This window comes from Geofilum sp. OHC36d9 (genome assembly GCF_052400685.1).
In the GTDB taxonomy this organism is placed as follows: Bacteria; Bacteroidota; Bacteroidia; order Bacteroidales; family Marinilabiliaceae; genus CAZHHH01.
This window is the reverse complement of sequence record NZ_JBQTGJ010000001.1, coordinates 16,077-35,924: the sequence shown is the minus strand read 5'-3', so window position 1 is coordinate 35,924 and position 19,848 is coordinate 16,077. Positions and strand designations below refer to the sequence as shown.

At 35.6% G+C, this 19,848-nt stretch carries 18 protein-coding genes; all 18 read right to left on the bottom strand.

All coding sequences use genetic code 11. The features are described 5' to 3' along the window. Nucleotides 1-482 precede the first annotated feature (482 nt). The 18 genes from ACT3CD_RS00165 to ACT3CD_RS00080 all read right to left on the bottom strand — a co-directional run bounded on the left by ACT3CD_RS00165 (nucleotide 483) and on the right by ACT3CD_RS00080 (nucleotide 19,729). Entirely contained in the window at nucleotides 483-1,028 is a 546-nt protein-coding gene (locus ACT3CD_RS00165) for a hypothetical protein (protein WP_444641766.1), read from the bottom strand. A gap of 117 nt (nucleotides 1,029-1,145) precedes the next feature. Then, nucleotides 1,146-1,499: a hypothetical protein gene (locus ACT3CD_RS00160; protein WP_444641764.1), complete on the bottom strand. Its 354-nt coding sequence runs from the start codon at nucleotides 1,497-1,499 to the stop codon at nucleotides 1,146-1,148. Between the two features lie 200 nt (nucleotides 1,500-1,699). Further along, nucleotides 1,700-2,161, bottom strand: a complete 462-nt coding sequence (locus ACT3CD_RS00155) for a hypothetical protein (RefSeq protein WP_444641762.1) — start codon at nucleotides 2,159-2,161, stop codon at nucleotides 1,700-1,702. A gap of 329 nt (nucleotides 2,162-2,490) precedes the next feature. Further along, nucleotides 2,491-3,108: an N-acetylmuramoyl-L-alanine amidase gene (locus tag ACT3CD_RS00150; protein WP_444641760.1), complete on the bottom strand. Its 618-nt coding sequence runs from the start codon at nucleotides 3,106-3,108 to the stop codon at nucleotides 2,491-2,493. 340 nt (nucleotides 3,109-3,448) lie between these two features. Then, nucleotides 3,449-4,108, bottom strand: a complete 660-nt coding sequence (locus ACT3CD_RS00145; RefSeq protein ID WP_444641758.1) for a hypothetical protein — start codon at nucleotides 4,106-4,108, stop codon at nucleotides 3,449-3,451. Nucleotides 4,109-4,666: 558 nt separating this feature from the next. Further along, complete coding sequence (locus tag ACT3CD_RS00140) at nucleotides 4,667-4,813, bottom strand: hypothetical protein (protein ID WP_444641757.1); 147 nt, start codon at nucleotides 4,811-4,813, stop codon at nucleotides 4,667-4,669. Nucleotides 4,814-5,292: 479 nt separating this feature from the next. Further along, nucleotides 5,293-6,324 carry a type II toxin-antitoxin system antitoxin DNA ADP-ribosyl glycohydrolase DarG gene (gene darG / locus ACT3CD_RS00135; RefSeq protein WP_444641755.1) on the bottom strand — a complete coding sequence of 344 codons (1,032 nt, stop codon included), beginning with the start codon at nucleotides 6,322-6,324 and terminating at the stop codon, nucleotides 5,293-5,295. A 10-nt stretch (nucleotides 6,325-6,334) separates the two neighbouring features. Next, on the bottom strand, nucleotides 6,335-7,015 hold the full coding sequence (locus ACT3CD_RS00130; RefSeq protein ID WP_444641753.1) for a DUF4433 domain-containing protein: 681 nt from the start codon (nucleotides 7,013-7,015) through the stop codon (nucleotides 6,335-6,337). Between the two features lie 664 nt (nucleotides 7,016-7,679). After that, the gene (locus ACT3CD_RS00125) at nucleotides 7,680-8,135 is read right to left on the bottom strand and encodes a hypothetical protein (protein WP_444641751.1); all 456 of its coding nucleotides are present in this window, start codon (nucleotides 8,133-8,135) and stop codon (nucleotides 7,680-7,682) included. Nucleotides 8,136-8,265: 130 nt separating this feature from the next. Next, a complete protein-coding gene (locus tag ACT3CD_RS00120) occupies nucleotides 8,266-8,664 on the bottom strand; it encodes a GxxExxY protein (RefSeq protein ID WP_444641749.1) in 399 nt (132 codons plus the stop codon). Nucleotides 8,665-8,751: 87 nt separating this feature from the next. After that, on the bottom strand, nucleotides 8,752-8,994 hold the full coding sequence (locus ACT3CD_RS00115; protein ID WP_444641747.1) for a hypothetical protein: 243 nt from the start codon (nucleotides 8,992-8,994) through the stop codon (nucleotides 8,752-8,754). 135 nt (nucleotides 8,995-9,129) lie between these two features. Beyond that, nucleotides 9,130-11,445 carry an AIPR family protein gene (locus tag ACT3CD_RS00110; protein WP_444641745.1) on the bottom strand — a complete coding sequence of 772 codons (2,316 nt, stop codon included), beginning with the start codon at nucleotides 11,443-11,445 and terminating at the stop codon, nucleotides 9,130-9,132. After that, the gene (locus ACT3CD_RS00105; RefSeq protein ID WP_444641743.1) at nucleotides 11,445-12,446 is read right to left on the bottom strand and encodes a PD-(D/E)XK motif protein; all 1,002 of its coding nucleotides are present in this window, start codon (nucleotides 12,444-12,446) and stop codon (nucleotides 11,445-11,447) included. Before ACT3CD_RS00105 ends, ACT3CD_RS00110 begins: the two co-directional genes overlap by 1 nt. Beyond that, the gene (locus ACT3CD_RS00100; protein WP_444641742.1) at nucleotides 12,430-15,231 is read right to left on the bottom strand and encodes a Z1 domain-containing protein; all 2,802 of its coding nucleotides are present in this window, start codon (nucleotides 15,229-15,231) and stop codon (nucleotides 12,430-12,432) included. Before ACT3CD_RS00100 ends, ACT3CD_RS00105 begins: the two co-directional genes overlap by 17 nt. Next, nucleotides 15,224-16,699 carry an ATP-binding protein gene (locus tag ACT3CD_RS00095; RefSeq protein ID WP_444641740.1) on the bottom strand — a complete coding sequence of 492 codons (1,476 nt, stop codon included), beginning with the start codon at nucleotides 16,697-16,699 and terminating at the stop codon, nucleotides 15,224-15,226. Before ACT3CD_RS00095 ends, ACT3CD_RS00100 begins: the two co-directional genes overlap by 8 nt. Continuing rightward, entirely contained in the window at nucleotides 16,692-17,948 is a 1,257-nt protein-coding gene (locus ACT3CD_RS00090) for a DNA cytosine methyltransferase (protein ID WP_444641738.1), read from the bottom strand. Before ACT3CD_RS00090 ends, ACT3CD_RS00095 begins: the two co-directional genes overlap by 8 nt. 9 nt (nucleotides 17,949-17,957) lie before the next feature. After that, nucleotides 17,958-18,374 carry a very short patch repair endonuclease gene (locus tag ACT3CD_RS00085; protein WP_444641736.1) on the bottom strand — a complete coding sequence of 139 codons (417 nt, stop codon included), beginning with the start codon at nucleotides 18,372-18,374 and terminating at the stop codon, nucleotides 17,958-17,960. A 371-nt stretch (nucleotides 18,375-18,745) separates the two neighbouring features. Then, nucleotides 18,746-19,729, bottom strand: coding sequence for a serine/threonine dehydratase (locus ACT3CD_RS00080; protein ID WP_444641734.1), 984 nt, complete (start codon nucleotides 19,727-19,729; stop codon nucleotides 18,746-18,748). Between the last annotated feature and the right edge of the window lie 119 nt (nucleotides 19,730-19,848).

Below are 19,848 nucleotides of genomic sequence, written 5' to 3'. Positions count from 1 at the left end.
AATTATCATTGTTTGCCACAAAACGGCATTGCGTTTTTGCATGATAAAACAGAATAATCGTTCTATATCGAACGACTCATAAATCGACATCGTACAGACGCATCGCAAAAACAGTCCTCTAATATATTTAAAACTACTGGTTATCAAAAAGTATATTTGAAAGAACTATAATTCTGTTACCACACAATTGGAAAAAGAGCAACAAACAGCTTTGTTATCAGGACAATTCCAGTTGATTGGTACGTGCCAGAAAAATACGACGTTTGCGCTATGATAGCTCACGAAATGGGAAAACGAAGACCTGCCCCTGAACCCCTCCAGAAGGTGGACAGCCGATGCGCAATGGGCGGGAGGGTATATCACAATTGGCTGCATGGCGGCAGGAAAATGGGCTTTGCGGCATGTCGTTTGGGTTTTATCAACTAAAGATAAAACTGTGAAAAATACAGATGACTTGTTTGTGTTGATTTGATGGCCAGGCACTACCGACTGATTGAAATCAGGGCTCCCCCGACCAAAGTTCCGACGATAACACCGCCTGCCCCCCATAATAGTTTCATTCCTTTTGAGTTCCACCTCTCATGTCTGATTTTATTTTTTGCTTCGGCCAAATCGTCTAATGCAATCTCTAAATTTTTACTCATTGCAGCATTCTGATCTCTCAAAAGCCTATTGTTTTCCAGATTTTGCATCAACGACATTTCATATTTATTTTCCAGCGAAAGCAAATTGCTATTCAGGGTGTCGAAATGGGAATCCACCTGATCAATGATATATATAATGTCTTGTATTTCGCCACATTTAAGGCGTAAACTGCGATAGTCAGTAATACAATTTTGATATTGAATGAGTCCTTTTTTGTTGATAATAAAAAGCGTATCCACATCCACTTTTAAAAGATAGGGGGAATGAGATATAATAGTATCAACATCAACGGCATCAGTTAACTGTTCCGGTAATTCAACAATATTCTGAGAATAGGTTAAATGAGTCATTCCAATCAAAAGAATTGTGACAAATCGTTTCATGTGTATATAATTTGTTTGTTAAGGTCAATCAGGCGTTTGCCTGCAGCAATTATTTCCATGTGTATGAATTTATTTTAGAGGGGGCCTAACAATATCTTGTGAGGCCGCGAACAGGGATTAATTAATGGTTTCAAATTCGGCAGGTAGTTTTTCAACCTCTGCCTTAATTTTGTTTAAATACCATTTTGCTGTTTTTAGTTTATCGTTTATCGACTTGGCTATTTGCGTATTGTCATCTCTAAGCGTATCTAACTGAAGAAGAAGATTTTCGTTGATAATAATGAGAGAATCAAGATAGGCGTTTTGGTTCTTTAAGATTAAAATGGATGAGTCGATTTTCTTTTCGGCAGAGGAAATGGTCTCAATGGCTTGTTTCAAATTATTGGGAACCCGGAACAAGGTAGTGAGACTAATAATGATTATCACACCTAACAGAATCAAAGAAAGGTATTTTGACAGGAAGTTTTTCATAGGGCTAATGTAAGAGATATTTAATTATTGCTTGTAAAAAATGACCAACTTCTGCGTTATGCTTGTCCTCAAAATGGTCATTTACAGGAGTAAACTCACGTTTTTCGGACTGCGCAAGCCTTGAATTTGGACATTTTTTATTATGTACTTGAATTTTCTTGCTAGAATAACCAACTGCTGAATTAAAAATTAATTGAATTTTAATTGTCAGTAATAGTATTTTTGGATTCGATCTGATCTCTAACTAATTGTTCAAATTTCGATAATGAATCCCTAAGCCCGATATTTGTAACCTCAGTTTCCTTCCCTTTTGTAATAAAATAAATATAAGCCCACGTTCCAGTTTCATAAGGAGACTGTTGAAAATCGCCATTAATCTGTACTTTACCGTTTATTGCATTTCTAAAAGATGAGAAGATTGATTCATTTTCAGTATTTCTATTTATAGTTATCTGAATCGTTGTATCCCGAAATTGATATATAGAAACTATGACTTTAACTTGATCAACATTCTCAGTTGAATATAAACTAAAATCTATTTGCCCACCACCTTGTCTTACAAAATGCATGGAATCATAATTACCATTTACAGATTCAGAGTCCTTCTCACAGCCAGAAAAAATCATAAGAATAAGTAAGAATAAAATCGATACTATTTTCATATGTTTATAATTTGTTTGTTAAGGTCATATGGAACTCGCCTGGCTTAATCATCCCCCCTGTGTGTGAATTAATTCCCATGGCTCGTTTCATATGTTTAAATTTATCTTTCAATGGTCATATGGAACTCGCCAGGATAATCATACTTCTGTGTGTGAAACAATTCCCATGGCTCGTTTCATTTTATATGTTATTGTTTAAAACATGATGCTTCATCCATAAAGTTGGTTGCGTTTTACTGGTGTTCAGCACACTAATAACATCATTTTCAAGGGTGAGATATCACGATGTGCTTACATGTAACAAAAAATGTGTGGCGCAAAGCTTAACTTTATTGGCAGGCGCTTAATATTCCTTTATATACATGCCAGGCCAACTCTTTTTGAAAAGCTGCATCTTTAAGTAACAAAAAATCGTCCCAAAAATCGAAAAACAGACACTCTAACAACACGGCCGGGCAACGGGTTTTACGCAGGACGTAGAAGTCTACTTCTTTGTCCGGATCGCCATCGGGATAAAAGTCGAACCGAAGAGGAAGGTTCAGTTTTTCATAATATTGTTTGACTTGCTGTGCGATGCTGGTTGCCACCTCATCGCTTTTTGTAACCCCCTTGGTTGTATAAATGGAAAATCCGGAAACGTTGTGATTCAGAGACGCATTACAATGAACAGATACGAAGACAGAGTCGTTGGGTGAATATTTATTTGCAACGGCCACCCTGTGAGAAAGAGAGAGGTCTCTTGGGTCGGAATACTTTACGGTGGTTACCACATTCAAATTTGCATGGTTCCGCAGGAAAATTTCGATCAGTCCTCCAATTTGCCGATTGATGACCCCTTCGTAGGCGATCTCGCCATTGGGGAATTTAAACATTTTGGCAGGGGCGGTTGTGTAGTTGCCATTACTGTCTAATCCGCCATGACCGAAATCGAGTATTACATTTTTCATGTGTATTAATTTGTTTGTTTTTGTCACATGGAGCTCGCCGGGATAATCATCCCTCTGTGTGAGAATCAATTCCCATGGCTCGTTTCATATGATTAAATTTATCTTTCAATGGTCATATGGAACTCTCGATGAATTTTAATCATTCTACTGTGTGTATTTTAGAATGCTAAAATTCATGTTCGTTTCATATAATTTAGTTTGATTGATAAGGGTTGACAAACCTGTAACCGCCTATAAAAGGCGGTTACAGGGGCAGTTATTTATTTTCTCTTTGGCCGGTTTTTGGATGCAGGATGATATGAGAGAGTTACCAATGTGTTAACAAATGGGGTTGACCATCTTAGCTTCTCACTAATTTACCAAGCGATTCCTGTAATTGAGGGCTATCCTCCAGAGCAATTTTAGCTACTGCGTAAAATTCACTCATCCAATCATCAATTTTTGCAAAAGCTGCATCTTTAATTTTTGTAGCGTCTTGCGATTCTCCGATTTCTCTTAAATACCCGGCTCTCGCGTCTTCGAGATTACTCACCAAGGCAGTGGCTTCGGCTAATTCGTCGGCTGTAATTTTTAATTTTGCCAGTTTACTTTGTAAATCAGTATCGGTGGAAGCTACGCTGTAAAATTTCCTGACAGTCTCCAGCCATTTTACATGCGCTTTGGGTAAACTACCTGAAACGGCTAACTTATCCAATGTAAGTGCATCGTTTCGGAAAACCACTTTGGCTTTTTTACGGTGTAGTGAATAGATTTTTGCCAGTTGTTCTTTTAAATTTGAGAAACGACTGTATGCTGCAGAAGTCTCGTCGTCTTCAATCTTGTTTGCATCATACAATTGTCTTGTTTCGGCTAACAGCGCCTTGCCCTGTGCAATGGTTTCGGTATCATATCCGAACTCAGCCATGATGGTGGCTATTTCAGACTGGTTCTCAACGTTGGTTAATGAAATTCTGTACTGCTCGAAAGTTTCGGCTTCGGTTAATGTTCTTTTGGTTGCCATAAAAAATAAATTTTTAAGTTAATAATTAGAATTATTGCGAACTCCTTATGGATGCTTGCCTGTTCCTTAAAGGTGATTGTGCGCTCCTTATGGCTTCCCATGCATTCCTTAAAGCTTCCCTTCTATTCCTTATGGCTTTTTATGCATTCCTTACGAATGCCCGTCTGCTCCTTAACGCTGCTTGAGTATTCCTTATGGAATCTCTTGCATTCCTTACTGCCGTTTCCTATTTCTTGCGGATTAATCAGCCCAAAACGCTAATGACCTTTGGATTTGTTGATGGTTTATTTATGTAATTTCTATTTGCTGTTAATTATTAAGTTAGTCCTTTTCGGATATGAATAGCTTCTAATTTTTAAATGTCATTATAGATAGATTATGATTTGTATATTTTGTATTGAGCGTGTACAGACTGGAATCATCCAAATTAAATTCTATATTGGCTCTTGTATCCGGTAAAAAAACGTCAAAAACAAAGGTATCCACGTCACCTTTTCTGTGTTCTCAATAGCCATCGGAAGAAATAATTTGAATTTAACCATGGCCAAATTAATAAATTCAAGGAACATAATCAAGGCCCAAACCACCTAAAACATTTTTGGTTTTTGTGGTATTTCCATATTTAAACGTCCATTTAATTGCATCATCGCCAGACAGATCAGCTTTTAAAAATTCATTTACATTTGCCTTAATAGTTTTACCCATACCACAATTGTAATGTCTAATCGTTTGGGAATTTTATTGGGCTAATACTGACCGCAAAAATGAATTTGCCTACAACACTCATGGGTGCGGGCATTTTCGTAGAGCTCAAAAATACTTTCGCTGATTTTTATCCAAGTCTATTGCTGTGTTTCGGGAAATCGTGTTTTGATAACAACTGATCTTTAATATATGCCATAAAAGCATCATCGGCAGAATGACTAAATTTATTGTATTTAACAATATTTGTATTCACTTATTACTGACGTATTGTCGTGGCTCTTTTCAATTGTAAACCAATCGATTTTGTTTATAATAATCATTTTCATTTCTCTTTTATCCATTACTTTCGCTATCTTCTTAACCTTGCCCGGACGAGTAGAGCCTGACTACCGGATGAGTTATCCGTACGTACGGTGGTATGAGATGCGCACTGGCAGTCATTTGACCGTCCGCCGACTACTCGATCGGGCAATCGTGCTTTATGCAAACTCAGCTTTTTGTAACTGAGACAAAGAAATGTCAATGTATCTGGGGTTAGAAAACAGACTTCTTTTCCTATCGCTCCAATTATTCAATTTTTCATTAATCAATGATTTATCAAAAGATTTATGTTGAATTGAGATATAATCAATTGATGATAACAACTCAAGGGTGAAATCAGAATAAAATCCAGATAAGAAGTCAATAGTCTTTTTTGCAATTTTAAATAATTCAGGGTTTTCCTCAACATGTTTTTTAACAGTGTCATAACCATCTGCAACTAATGTTAAGGGTTCAAATGGTTTTTTATTCATGTCGCTATATCCCATTAAATAGCTTCCATTTAATGCATTCAAAACAAATCTCACTTTTCCTGAATACGGCCCATAAAAATTAGGCGAGTAGTTTAATTTAAAATATTTTTCTCCACCAAACCTTTGAAGAAAATAACATATTTTCTCAGCTGAAAATTCAGAAACGAATTCGCCATTACGAACTAAATCAAAAAGCAAATAAAGTAATAATGCTCTTGCATCCGTCAACTTAACTCTTTCCTTTTTTAACTTTTCTTTAATTTGTTTAGTCGGTTCATAAACAATAATTTCTACATCCAGAGAATGAAGTTTTTCCTCGATTATACGTTTAACTTTAACCCAGTCTAAACCACCATTTCCAGAGCCCAATGGAGGTATTGCAACACTTTTAATATTATTATTTACAAGAATATTAACAAGGTCGTCAAGTCCCTCTTCAACATAAGTATATTCAGAAGGTTTTCTCCAATCAGTTTTAGTAGGAAAATTAATAATGTATTTTTCTCCCGAACTAAGGTTCGAATCTTTTGTTACAAATAATTTTCCAACTTTGACTTCTTTTCTTTTGCACGCCTCTGCATAAGCCTTAAAATTATTAAGATATGCTTTTTTAAATTGTAGTGCAATTCCCTTACCCATAACACCAACTGTATTAACGGTATTTATTAAGGCTTGAGCATTACTATCTAAAATATTTCCTGTTATATATTTTATCATAAGGCATTTTTTAATAATAAGCTTTGGGTACAACTTTTATTATTTGTTCATCAACACCCATGGTTAATAGTTTAGACTTTGCCGTATTATTATAACATACAAATCCAATTATATGTTTGGGAGAGATATCTCCTAAAACCAAAAATTCAGCTTGTTTTTTTCGTTTAAGATTTAAATTTTCGGCTCCACCCCAATAAGAAGATTTAACCGCTGTCCAATCAACAATATTAACTAATTCATTAATTTTTGATTTGTCAAAAAAGGATGTAAGCATATTGGTAGCATGACCATCAGAAAAATAAAATTCATTACCGTTTGAAATAATATTTTTCAAAGAAGAACCAATGTAAACTATATCCTCTGCTAATGTTGGATTTTCAACAAAGTTGCCTCCATTTTGAGCAACATATAACATTGGCATTTTTACTCCAAAATAGAACGGGATAAAGTCACCTAATGTTATGGCCTTAATTGAGTCTGATTCAAGATTCCCATTATCAACAAACACAGTTTTATGACTTCTAGTATCAATTAAGCTAACATCACCAATATTCTTAAAGTCTGGATTCTTATTAGGTGAGTTTTTATGTGTAATACCACATTTAAGAATATGAGGAATATTCTCAATATGTGTGATTCTATATAATATTACATTTTTTAACTCCTCCATATCCCTTTCTCCAATTTTCAAAAATAGATTTTATATAAATATATTCAAAATATTATATTATTAAAGAATTTGCTATTTGGAACTCGATTTTGCATGTTGCCAACGCACTCATATCATCACTAACGTTTCATGCATTAAATAGTAATGTAAATATCCGGCCTAATACGTATGGGAAAAGTAAAAAAAACACCCAAGCGGAGAATGCCTGCCCGGGTGTTGTAATTTTCTATGTTCTACCGGAATCTTTTGGAATTAGTTGGAATCGTTCGGAAAACTCTGACACTTGCTGGTCTTTTTCCAATTGTGTGTATAACGGTTCAAAATGGGCCACCTGTTCACGCCAAAATATACCACTGGTTACAGATAAATACACACAAAATCGAGCTTAATTAATTCCGACGGGGGTTGGGGTAATTGCCGGGTTGTGCCGACTGCTCATGCCCCTAATTAGTGTTTGTCTATAAAGTCAACTACTTCATTTACGAAAAGTAAACTGATTTCGTCTTCTTCCTCCTTGTAAAGCATAGTCAAAGCAATTTTGTCATAAATTCGCAACAACAGCTTTGCCTCTGCCTTTACTTCGTTCGTCAGTCCCTTGATTTTTAAGGCGTCGCGAGCCTCGTATTTGAACTTTATATTTCAAACACTTTGTTTATGGACAGGCACTAATTATTGGGCACGGGTTTTATTCATTTTCAAATGTCAGTCCAACCGGGACTTTAACTTCTCCTTTTAAATACGTATTTATGTAAAGTTTAACCGTATCTGTTTCATTCTCGGGCATTAATATATAGTAATCCAAAATAGGGCCTGTTCCATAATTTAATGGTTGCCCGGTATATCTGTTTGTCAATGGAATGGCTGGTTTTACATAATTTGGATTACTGACTGAAAACCTCTGAATCAACTGAAGTTTATTACCTTTTTCAGTCCTAAGTCGGGATAAATAATAATAAGATGAACCCATACTATTATTTAAGTCTGCATTTTTTATCATAATCGGATTTTCAGGTGTGTATCCATATGTTGGATCTTCTGACGGGTATGCATTGGCAAAAAATTTAGGATTGCTTACAATGCAACTTGTCAGTAACAACCCAAGCGATAATATTGCGGCCCAAATATTTGTTTTTGTTACCATGGATTGAGGTTTTTATCAATTGTGGAACGGGGTATTGCTTAAATATACCGGTTGGGGTTATCTGAGCAGTTGCGCCAAAATAATAATAATCATAATAATATGTTTGAAGCATTGCTATATAAATGAGGGTTTAAGAATTTTCAGATTTATGCTTTCCCTGAAACTTTGGGTTAAATATCAATTTATATTGTAAACTCGTAGCACCAAAATTTATAAGTAACCCTTTGGGAAAGTCATACGCTACCACGTAATTTTTTGCTTGGGCCAGGTGGACATCTTCTAGTTTTACCAAAGCTTTTAATTCAACAATGATCTTATTTTCAATGACAAAATCGGCTCTTCGGGTTCCAACTTTTGATCCCTCATAATATATGATCTGTTCTTTTTCCCGTTCGAACTCTATACCAAGTTTTGCTAATTCTATAGCCAGACACCGCTGATAAATAACTTCTTGAAATCCGTTGCCAAGCGTATTGTGAATCTTCATTGCACAACCAATTATTTGGTATGTAATTTCATCCTTTTCCATCTTTTAAAATAATCGGTGCATTTATTAATTCCAAGGGATTCTTATACTGACAATTGTCAGAATCAGAATTTTGTGAATTTACAAAATTTACAGAATGTGTATATAAGTCAAATTCTGATTATTCTTTAATCCTGAAAATTCTGATTCCGACAGTGTTTGGGTTGCAATATGCCTGACATATCTTCTGATTGTCTTGATACCATGGATGGTTTTGGGCGGTCTCATATACTTTATAGTGCCGTTGTATTTTCGCCAGTCCATAACAGGCCGTTGCAGTATTACCGGGATGTGGTTCAACCCGGAATAATTGCCGGGTTGTACCGACTGCACATGCCTCTATATATTGGGGAGGTATGTGCTTTGTCTTTCTCTTTCTTCTCGCAGGTTAACAAGACATACTCTTTTGCAATATTTGGTCAAGTGATGGCTTGTGAGGTTCGCAAATGTGTATGGCTTTTGCGTTGACTATTCATCAAATCCATACTTTTTTAATGTTTTTAAGTTCATTAATGCAAATTCCTTTGCTCTCTCATTCAAAGGGTACTTTCCCTCTGCAACATTCCACATAAACCTGAAATGATGGTCTTTTAGCCGTTTGTTTTTTCTATCCCAGGCAACAATCTTTTTAATCAAATCAATTGTTACTTCAGGGTTGGTTACCGGATTTTCGTTTATTTGTTTTACAATTTCATCAATCTCATATAGTAAATCCGGAGCATGCTCAATGACTTTGTCGATAATTTCAATAGCCTTTTTTCGGTCATTATCTGAAATAGACGAGTTATTACGAACCTTTCCTGCCATATTAAAAGCTATACCTGCCATGTAGCTTGATAATCCACCTGTCTCGCTGCCCCATTTTTCGATTTTGTTCCAAATTTGTGACGGGATGGCCTTTATCCTTGCAATTTCTTCTTGTATTTCAATTCTTAATTGTTCATCTTCCGTAATACTTTTCCTTTTCGGAGTACTAGAATTGATAAAGTCAGGTTTGAGTTCATTGAAATCAATGTCAAAATCATTTTCTTTAACTGCAGTCCAACATACTTCCTTTTTTGCCCATTCTCCATACAAAGCACCGGGCGCATTCTTTTTAATGAAGGTTTCAACAGATGCCATCAGATTGAATAAAACAGATTTCATTTTCTCACTAAGAGCCTGATTCTTCCATATTTTATAGAGGTCTATTTTATAATCAGTTTTTAAATTTAAAAGAGACAGTGAATATGGAACCGTAATATATCTCATATCACCAATTGCATTTGGACTTACTCCGTACAGTTTTTCGGCAGTCTTAAACATTATAGCTTTGGCAACTGCATCCTCATAAAAAACATTGTCAGGCTTATCAGGCATATTGTAACTCAGAAACTGAACATAATTCTTTTGACTTCCACGAACAACGATATGTGGTCCGACCGCAAGTCTTTTACCATACCAAATTTCCTGATAAGTATTTAAATATTTAGCCAAAAATTCTTTTGTAATCATTTGGCTTCTTGGATTTTTAAGGTCAAATGCTTTCCTTCTTGATGGAGTGAAACCCTCTTTTAATCTGGCATTTTTGTATTGACCTCTCGCTCGTTCATAGAACCAACGGGTTTGAATATTACTTCCTTCTACTGGTTGTGCCCAAACAGTGCGGGATATTTTTTCAAGTTCAACGTGAAATGGTTTGTTTGAACTTAAGTCGGAAGTAGAAACCTTGTTTTGTGTATTTGCATATTCTGCTATACGATTTACAATTTCATTGAAATTATCTCGTTTTTTTACAACAGTAAGTTTTGTTTGAACAAAAATCTTATCGATGTCCGCTTTATCTTTTTTCCAGGTATGATATACAGACGCTGTAGTTTGCCCACCATTCACAATCTGAAAATCTTTAGCCCAAACAATAGCTTTGCTTCCGTCAGGTAATTTTCTTAATTCCAACTCATCGGCAGTTGCAGCTATTCCATTGTTAAAAGCAAGAAACATGCTGGGTTCTTCTTTTATTGTTTTCCTGATACCCTTATTAATTTTTCCTGTGAATTGTAAAAAGGAACGAACATTTTGCTCAAGAAGCCTTGAACCATACTCTTCATAAATATTGGCAAGTGTTATGCCTGGAATCAGGGCAAGATATGATTCATAATCCTCATTTTCTGATGGAGATTCGAGGCACGGAAGTATTCCTCCATAATTTTCAAAATTTATTTCTATCGGAACATGTGTCTGGTCTGAAAGATTAAATAAATATTCTATATCGATTATTCTTGTAAATATCGAATAGCCTGAGATTGTTTTGTTAGCTTTAAAATCAGATTTGAAAACTCCATTGCTTAATACAAAAATATTTACCCTTGACAAAAACTCCTGTACTTCTTTAACTTCAGCAAGTGTATGAGCCAGGTCAAAAACCTCTGAAGATTCTGCCAGTTCTTTAATGTAATCTTTGTACACCGCATTACGAAAGAAACGTTCAACCTGATTGATAGAAGATTCGGCTTCCTGTTTGGTTAATGTAAAGGGGGCTTCAACGCCTTTAAACACTGTTACAAACAAATCAAGCGTTTCATAATTTTCAGAAAGGGCATATCCGTTTAGCTTATGCATGGTTCTGCCCAGTTTATCTTCTTTCCGGTCAAAACAAATCCTTGCATTTTCAGTTTCCCCTGCATCCGTAAGTAAATCAATAGCCATCTGGGTAAAAATTTGTTCCTGAACCCCTCCGTTCTCTTCTGATGCCTGAGTCGATTTTATTTCCTGAAAAAATTCTTTATAAAATTCTTCAACTTTCATTATAGTTTTAACTTTTCAATAACATTTGACAGACTGGTTTTGTATATTTCTGTTTCAGCCGTTAATACAATTGAATATTTCACATCGCCAACACCTTTCATCAAGTTATTTTCTTCAATCCGCGGGAAATTTTCTTTGACTTTGTAAAAATCTTCACCTCTTATCAGATAAGATATATTTTCATAGCGAATTTCGTGATGTTTAAAATATCCTGCACTGATTAATTTTCGGTTCATTACATTGCTGAATAGTTTATTGTCACCAATGATTGAAAACAATTCAGAAACAATTTTATTTAATGAATTCTCATTACTATTTCGCTTTTCCAGTGATAAATGGAAAAGAAACAAATTCTCAAGTAAAGTTGTATCTAACTGTCTTTCACTACTGATTTTTATTTTTTGGTGGTTATGGGTTTGGGTGGTTTTTACTTCAATTGCATTGTTGTTCTTCTCAAAATCTCTGATTCCTGTGTCGGGACCCACCCAGATATTCAGGCATTCCGCTAAATTTTCTGTTTCAATAAAAAGTTTCTTTAACAAAAACAACTCTCCAAATAAACCAATCTGTTTCTCAGGTGATAATCCGGGACTGTTAGCCAGTTCAAATAATTCCTTCCATTTTAAGAAGCGATTTTGTAATGATCGGACAAGTTCATTTTCTTCCCTTACATCTGAAATTAAATTAAATAAATCTTCACACAAAACCGCAAAAATTGACGAAAGTGAATTATCAGCAAGACTTATCAACAAAAGCATTTTATCATGCTGTGTATCATCTGGTAAAATCTCAGTTGTAATATCCTTCAGGTCATTTAGTGCTGAAATATCAATATTGTCTTTTGATAGCCGAAATGCAATACTTTTTATCTTCTCAGGCATTCTCATGGCAACAAAACAATTCGGCCTAATATCAGCAGAATACCTTTTTAAAACAACGCCTGTTTTTAAAGTATCACTAACTTCAAAATCCTTCCAGATATCTTCAATCTTCGTAGTCATAATCTTCAGGGTCTTCGTTTACTTCAAATTTGTCTAAAAGCTGCTGATGCACTGCATAAGTGATTGTTCTGTTTTTGCTGCTTCCGGGAAATCTTATTGCAAAGCCAACAATAGGTTTTTCAGATTTAGGTAGTCCTGCTTTTTCAGGGTTCAACAGATATAATAGTAACAGAGGAAATCGTGCACTTTTAATTTCCATATCGTTCCTTACCAGATTGCCATTGGGATAATTTGGCATTTGTGCAGCCCCAGGATATTCTTCATGTGCTTTCTTTTGTTCAAATGTTTTTCTTTTTGCCAGTTCATATTCATCGTCTGTCAAATCAATAAACTCATGATTCGGACTGATGATATGTGACTTACGAATATAGTAAACGCTATCACTATTATTTTTATCGTCATCTGTCCTGTCAAACAGCCATATCCTTGTTGAATTATCCAGAACATAATCTTTATTGTTTGAATTATTGCTGCTCATCAAAGCAACATGCCAAACATCAAGTTCATCATCTTTTTGTTTTTCTAAAATAAACTCAGCCAGCCTATCGGGGGAGGCTATTGGATTTTCAGGCGCAACAAAACTTCCGATAAAAGAGATTACGTTAGAAGCAGGAATATTATTCCATAAAAAGTTTCCTTTCTTTTCAATTGGTTTAGTATCAAAAGAAGATATTAATTTTTTCAGATTATCGAGGTTGGCATTGACATGCTGGCTTCTTTTGCTTAGTTTGTACGATTCGATTAAAACACCAGACCATGAGATATTTACATTTACTGCTGTTCTGATTTTGTTGGTAGCGGAAATTTGTAATACCCCCGGATGTGTTCTGACTTTCAGGGCGTATTGTTCAGGTGTACTTCCGGCTATATCCGACATGTAATTAAATTCCTTGCGTAATTCTTCGGATGCAAGAGTGATATGACAGAACCATTCATTAAGCTCTCCTGATGTAAATAAACGACATAAATCTACATAACCAGGACGATAACCAAACCATCGCCCCATTTGCATGAGCGTATCATACATTTTTGATGCACGTAAATAATAACTTACAGACAATCCTTCAAGGGTCAACCCCCTCGACAGTTTATTTCCTCCAACGGCAATCACAGATAATCCTGCTTCTTCACCTTCTTTGATATATTTTTTATCATACACCTGATAATCAAGGACGTCTTTTGCACCGCCATGTATTTCCTTAACCTGAATTTTTGAGGCAGCAGGGTGAAGATGGGGAAGAACTTCTTCCCAAGCATGAACTTTTACAGCAGGGTCAAGTTCAGCCAATTGCGAGTTGAGTATCTGTTTTGAAGTTGTGACATACGAGTGGTAATTATCAGTATCGGTTTCAAATGTTTGGCGTAATTCGTAAATAATACCTGCATTATTTTGTTCAATTCCCATTCGGTAAAAATTGAACCTATTTTCTACAAGTTCTTTTATTCTGCTTTGCCAAACCTGAAAACGAGAAACATGTATCAGCATGGAGTTGTGCTCATCACCTTGCCCGCGTAATCTTCTGATTGCACAAGTAATGATAAAACATTTTATTGCTTTTTTAAGTGATTCCGGAACACTTACAGGCAACTGGTCGTCTCTTTTGTGTTTGTCAGGCACAAAACCCTGATAATCATTTATTCTGTGAACAACAGGCAATGTGTCGGTTGGTTCTTCTCCTTCGTTTAACGGTTCAAATCCGAATATTTTATCAGGTCCAATGTAGTTGGAAGGGGCAGGAATATTAGTAATGAAATCTTTAGGGAAGAGGTTATCATCATTCAATGGAATGAAAATATTTGCAAATGGTGTTGCAGTGTACCCCACGTATGCACTTTTTTGAAATAACCTCAAAAGATTTCTGATTTGCCCATTTATTTTAGTTGGATTCAGGTCGTCTCTTTTTGTATTAATTGAAGCATTATCAGCCTCATCATCTATAATCAACAATGGCTTGTTTCTGATAATCTTATTACCACTAATTGTTTCAGAGGATTGCGCAGCAAGCCATTGTTCCAATCTGTTTAAAACATATGCATTCTTCTTAACTACTGCAATAATTGGGTCATTGGTATAGAAATTCAAAGCGAGTGCGTTGGCTGCTCCTGCATTAAAATCACCGTTATCTGAACTTGATGTTAATGAATGAGCAATCAAATTTCTGTTGCTTCTTGGTTCGCCTACTCCAATCCACAGATTATTGTTTCTGTTCACCCTTTCCTGTTGCGTGTCAAACCCCAGAAAACCTTCATCAAGTCTAAGCTGTGTCTGACTACGAAGGTTTTTATGAATTCCTGCAAGAACGATTATCATTTTAAACCCGGCATCAGCAGCTTTACATATTAAACCTGTATAATTTGCAGTTTTACCGGATTGAACCTGACCAACGACCATGCCTCTTTTATCAATCGGAACTTTTTGTGTTGGTTCAAAAAGAGCGTCTAGTGTACGGTCTGTGAGTTTTGCAATTGATTGTACAGTTCTGGGGGGAAACTTTTTCTTTTCTTCAAGATACCATCTATACCTATTCCAGAATCCCCATTCAATTTTTGATTTATATCCTGCAAGCCAAGGCCTTCGTGCTTTTTCTTTTTCAATAATCCTAAAATCATCAACCCATATTTTGTATTCAGATTCCAAGTGTCTTTTTAGTTCATTTCTATCAATATCAGGATGGATTAAAAGGGTTTTTTCAATGGCATCAGCTATTTGCTTTTCGGTGGCAGTATCATTGCAACCGGCATCTCTAAGAAAAAATAATGCAAGTTCTTTTGCTTTGTTATTCATTGTCATTACTTAAATGTTCAACGTATTCAGGATATTTATCGAATGGCTCAATTGATAATAAAGTAGCAACCGCTTCATCTTGGGTTTTTCCGTTGTCTAGCAGAGATTTGAAAATGTTCTTCATCCTTTTAACCAGCATCTCATGTTCGAGGTTTTCAAAAGGAATTCCATGAGATTCGGGCTTTTCACTTTCTGATATCGTTATCAGAGGAACCGGAACTGTTTCTTCAATAAATTCAATTAATTCATTCAGATTTTGTTTTGTTGGTTCTTCCAGCAATTTACTAATAACCGGATGATTTCTGTTAATTGCATAAAACCGTTTACCATGTCTTTGCTTTTCAAGCCATACTGGGGTAAATTTAAAAGAAGGATATTTCCTTTGTAATACTTTTCCTTTATGTCTATAAACATTAACTGCCTGGTTTCTGATATTTTTTGCGTAGGACTTCAATTGGGATTGTATTTTTAAAGGGGGCCTGGCAATAGATTTTTTAATATCAATCTGCCACTGGTCATCCATTGTGTTAGGCAAATCAATCATTATTCTGCAAAGTTTATAATGTTCCTCTTTGCGAAACATTCCAAGCCAACTACCTGCAACCAGTAAACGTTCATTCCTGTATATATAGAAACCTTGTTGCTCATTCCAGCCTTTAGGGCCAGCAGCCTTTTTAAATGTATTTTCTGAAATTTTTGAATTGTGTGGTAAAACATAGCCTTTTATTACAATTTTACTATCTCCCACGAATTCTTCAGCATTCGATTGAATACCATTTTCACCTCTTAAGAACGGGTCCCAGGCTTCAATTTCTCTTTCCTGAAACCAAATTTTAATTTTCCCTTGTTCAAGAAATCTGTGGAAAACCATTTCCAGATGTTTTTTTACGCCTTCCATCAATTCCATAAATTTCCCAAGAGCTTCAGTATCTTCTTCTTTTGTGTTTTTTAAAGTTCTATCCAGACAATACCAGATTACACTTGTACCTGATTCCTGTTTATCTATTTTTTCCAATTCGGATTCAATTGGTGTATATTGTATAAGTTCCCAGGTTTGTACTTTATGCACATGGTCTAAATCCCATGCCCAGAAAACAGGGGTGTAGTCTTTTTTCTTTGAGATAACTGAAAATTTTCTTGTTTGTGAAAAGGATGCAGTTTTTAGTCCAAGTCCAAAACGCCCCAAATCTTTTATAGAACGTTCATCAGAAGGATGCTTACTTCCCGGGCGCATAGCCTGAACCAATTCATCATGATTCATGCCGTAACCATCATCCCTAATAATAATAAACGTATTTTCTCCTTTCCAATCGTAGCTAATCCAGATATTTTTAGCATCTGCAGAAATTGAATTATCAATTATATCTGCAATTGCTGTTTCGATAGAATACCCTATCGCACGGAAGGTTTCTATCATTGAGCTGGCATCTGGTTCAGCTTTGGTTGTCAGAACATGAGATTTATTCATTCCGGATTAACTCTTTGAGTTTGTTTGCAATTGATTCAGCCATCAAGGGAGGTACAGCATTACCTATTTGTTTATATGCAGCAGTTCTGCTTTGTTTTTCAGATACGCCTTCAAAATAGAAATCGTCCGGAAAAGTCTGAAGTCTAGCTGCTTCTCTCGGTGTTAATGAACGATTTTGGCTTATATCGGGATGGATATAATAATGTCCATCTTTTGAAATGTGTGCAACAACGGTTTGAGAATATGGTAAATCGGCTGCTACAACTTTAAATCTGTCAACAAATGATTTAGTATTTTTATGCGTTTGCCATTCCGTTGGAATATCATTATAATTTAATCGCTGTTGACCATTTTCCCACTTTTCAACGGCTAATTTGTATATTCCTTTATCTTGTTCTGTGTGAGGTCTGGCTATATGCTGAGTTGTAAAATCTAACCCATTTCGAATATGACTCTTAAATAAATAATCACCATCATATTTATTATATTTAGTAGCGTAATAATTACCTGTGCCAGCCTGGAGTTTTGGCAAATCTTTAAATATTTCAGAAACCGTTACGTTAAAATTGACTTTTTCAAATTTGGGATAAAAACCTTCTTCGCCATTTTTCTTACCAATTAAAATTATTCTCTTTCTGTTCTGCAGAACTCCAAAATCCTTAGCTTCCAATACCTCATATTCTGTGTGATAACCCTTTTCCTTAAACAAATCACACATCATTTGAAGATATGATTTTCCATCTTTTGTTTTAGCCGATTTTAAACCAATCACATTTTCAAAAACAAAATATTTAGGTTGATAGTATTCCAGAAATTTAGCATATTCTTTAAACAAATAATTTCTTGAATCTCCTTGCATTCTGTTCTCGTCTCGTGAACGACCAACAATTGAGTATGCCTGACATGGCGGTCCGCCAATTATAAAATCAATTGATTTACCTCCTTTTAACGAATCAATCTTATCAAAAATAATTCTATTGTTTTCTTCGCCAATTGGTAAGTTGATGACAGATTCTCTTTCTTTGTCCGGAATTAAGGCGTATAACTCTGTTCTGGAAATCTTATTTTGAATATAATCGAGATAATGAGCTAAATTATTTGTCCTTTTTAAATAATGGTAGCCAACTCTGGTTGTCAAAGTATTACAGGCTGCTTTATCTATTTCCACATGAGCAACAGGCGTGAATCCTGCCCGAATAAATCCTTCAGACAAACCACCCGCACCTGAAAATAAATCTATAAAGTTCATTTATACCCATTATTTCTTCAAAAATACAATTAAATCATTAAAAACCTGGCCTCTTCTATCTGGTTTTAATTCACATTCCCAGATGACTTTTACTCTCCAACCAAGAGTTTCAAGCTCTTTTGTTTTCAGCAGGTCACGTCGTTTTGTTCCATTAATTTTATTAAGCCACCATTCCGTTTTTGTCTTGGGAACTACAAAATATTTACAGTTCTCGTGTCCATGCCAGAAACAGCCATTAACAAAAATTACTGTTTTGTATTTTGGTAAAACGATGTCAGGTTTTCCAGGAAGTTTTGTATAGTTTAAACGATATCGGAAGCCATTTTTATGCAAAAATTGACGAACAAGGATTTCCGGTTTTGTATTTTTCCCTTTAATCCTTGACATATTATAACTTCTGGTCTTTTTATCATGTACATCAGTCATTGTACGCATCTCTAAGCGCTGGTAAAAATAGCACCCTTTTGCTAATTTAGCCCTACTGATTGTTACTCCATTTGGCAAAGCCCAAACAAAAGTCTGGTCTGCTCTTACTTTTTCATACCAATTTCGTTTATTTCAATTACGAAATACCTGGCTTTTTGAGTACCAGTAACACAAGGCAAACACAGTCATTCTTTCCAAAATCATAAAAAAACGACAGTAAATGCATAACAGGCAATTGTAGTCCTGCAGTTGCGGTTTAACCTGAAGTAATCGCCGGGTTGTGCCGAATGCGGGCTACCCTCTTTGAATTTATTACTATGTCGGCTATTATTTTCAGACATGAGTGCCAGTACTATCTTTATTCTATTCGGTCAGGTATTCGGTCTAAAAGTTAAATAATTATTATTCCATAGGGTTAACTGGGTTGTCTGGTCAATATTTCCTCCGGATAAAATAACCATTACACGCTTTTTCGTTTTCTGATTTTTCAACCATTGGGCAACCGCATCCATAGCGGTTGCACTTGTTGGTTCCACCTGTAATTTTAATAAATGAGTTAACCATTGTGTCCAGTAAATAATTTTCGATTCCTCAATTTCATACATGTCATCAAGCATTTTTAAGTACTCAAATGTAATATCGCCCACCGCCATTGTCATGGCACCATCGGCAATGGTATCGGGCACAGAGGACAATTTTTGTATTGCATTCATTCTTAACGATTGTGCGGCATCATTGGCATTCAAAGGTTCAGCTCCTATAACTTTTGTTGCGGGTGATAGAGAACGAGTGGCTATAAGTGTACCTGACAACAGTCCACCTCCACCACAGGGTGCAAAAACAGCGTCAATATCAGAGACCTGGTTAAGGGCTTCATAAATAGCCGTTCCCTGACCGGCTATTACCTGATTATGATTGAATGGTGGTATCCAACAGGTTCCTTTCTCTTGTGAAGCTTGTTTCACTTTTTCATCGGCCACATTTCGATTTTCGCATAATTCAATTTGGGCGCCATAAGCGTTGGTTGCTTGTATCTTTATCTTTGAAGCGTAGGCAGGCATATAAATAGTTGCCGGTATATTAAATTGTCGCGCAGCCCATGCAACGGCTTGAGCATGATTTCCAGAACTATTTGCGATTACCTTTTTAGGTTTTTCATTGTTCTCAATTAACCATGATATTGCATTACATGCTCCTCTGGCTTTAAAAGCTCCGATTTTTTGCAAACACTCAGCTTTAAAAAAAATCTCATGACCAATCCATTCATTTAAGAGAGAAGATGATAGAACGGGTGTTTTATTCACATAATTATTAATCCGTTCTTTGGCTTTTTCTATGTCTTCAATATTTAACATTGCATCAATTTTACGGTTCTTTATGGCACTAACGTCCTGATAAAGTAATTCTGAGTAATAGTGAATAAGCGTAAATTGTCTATCTCTCTTTTATAAAACCGGGTGAAAACATCGCCGTC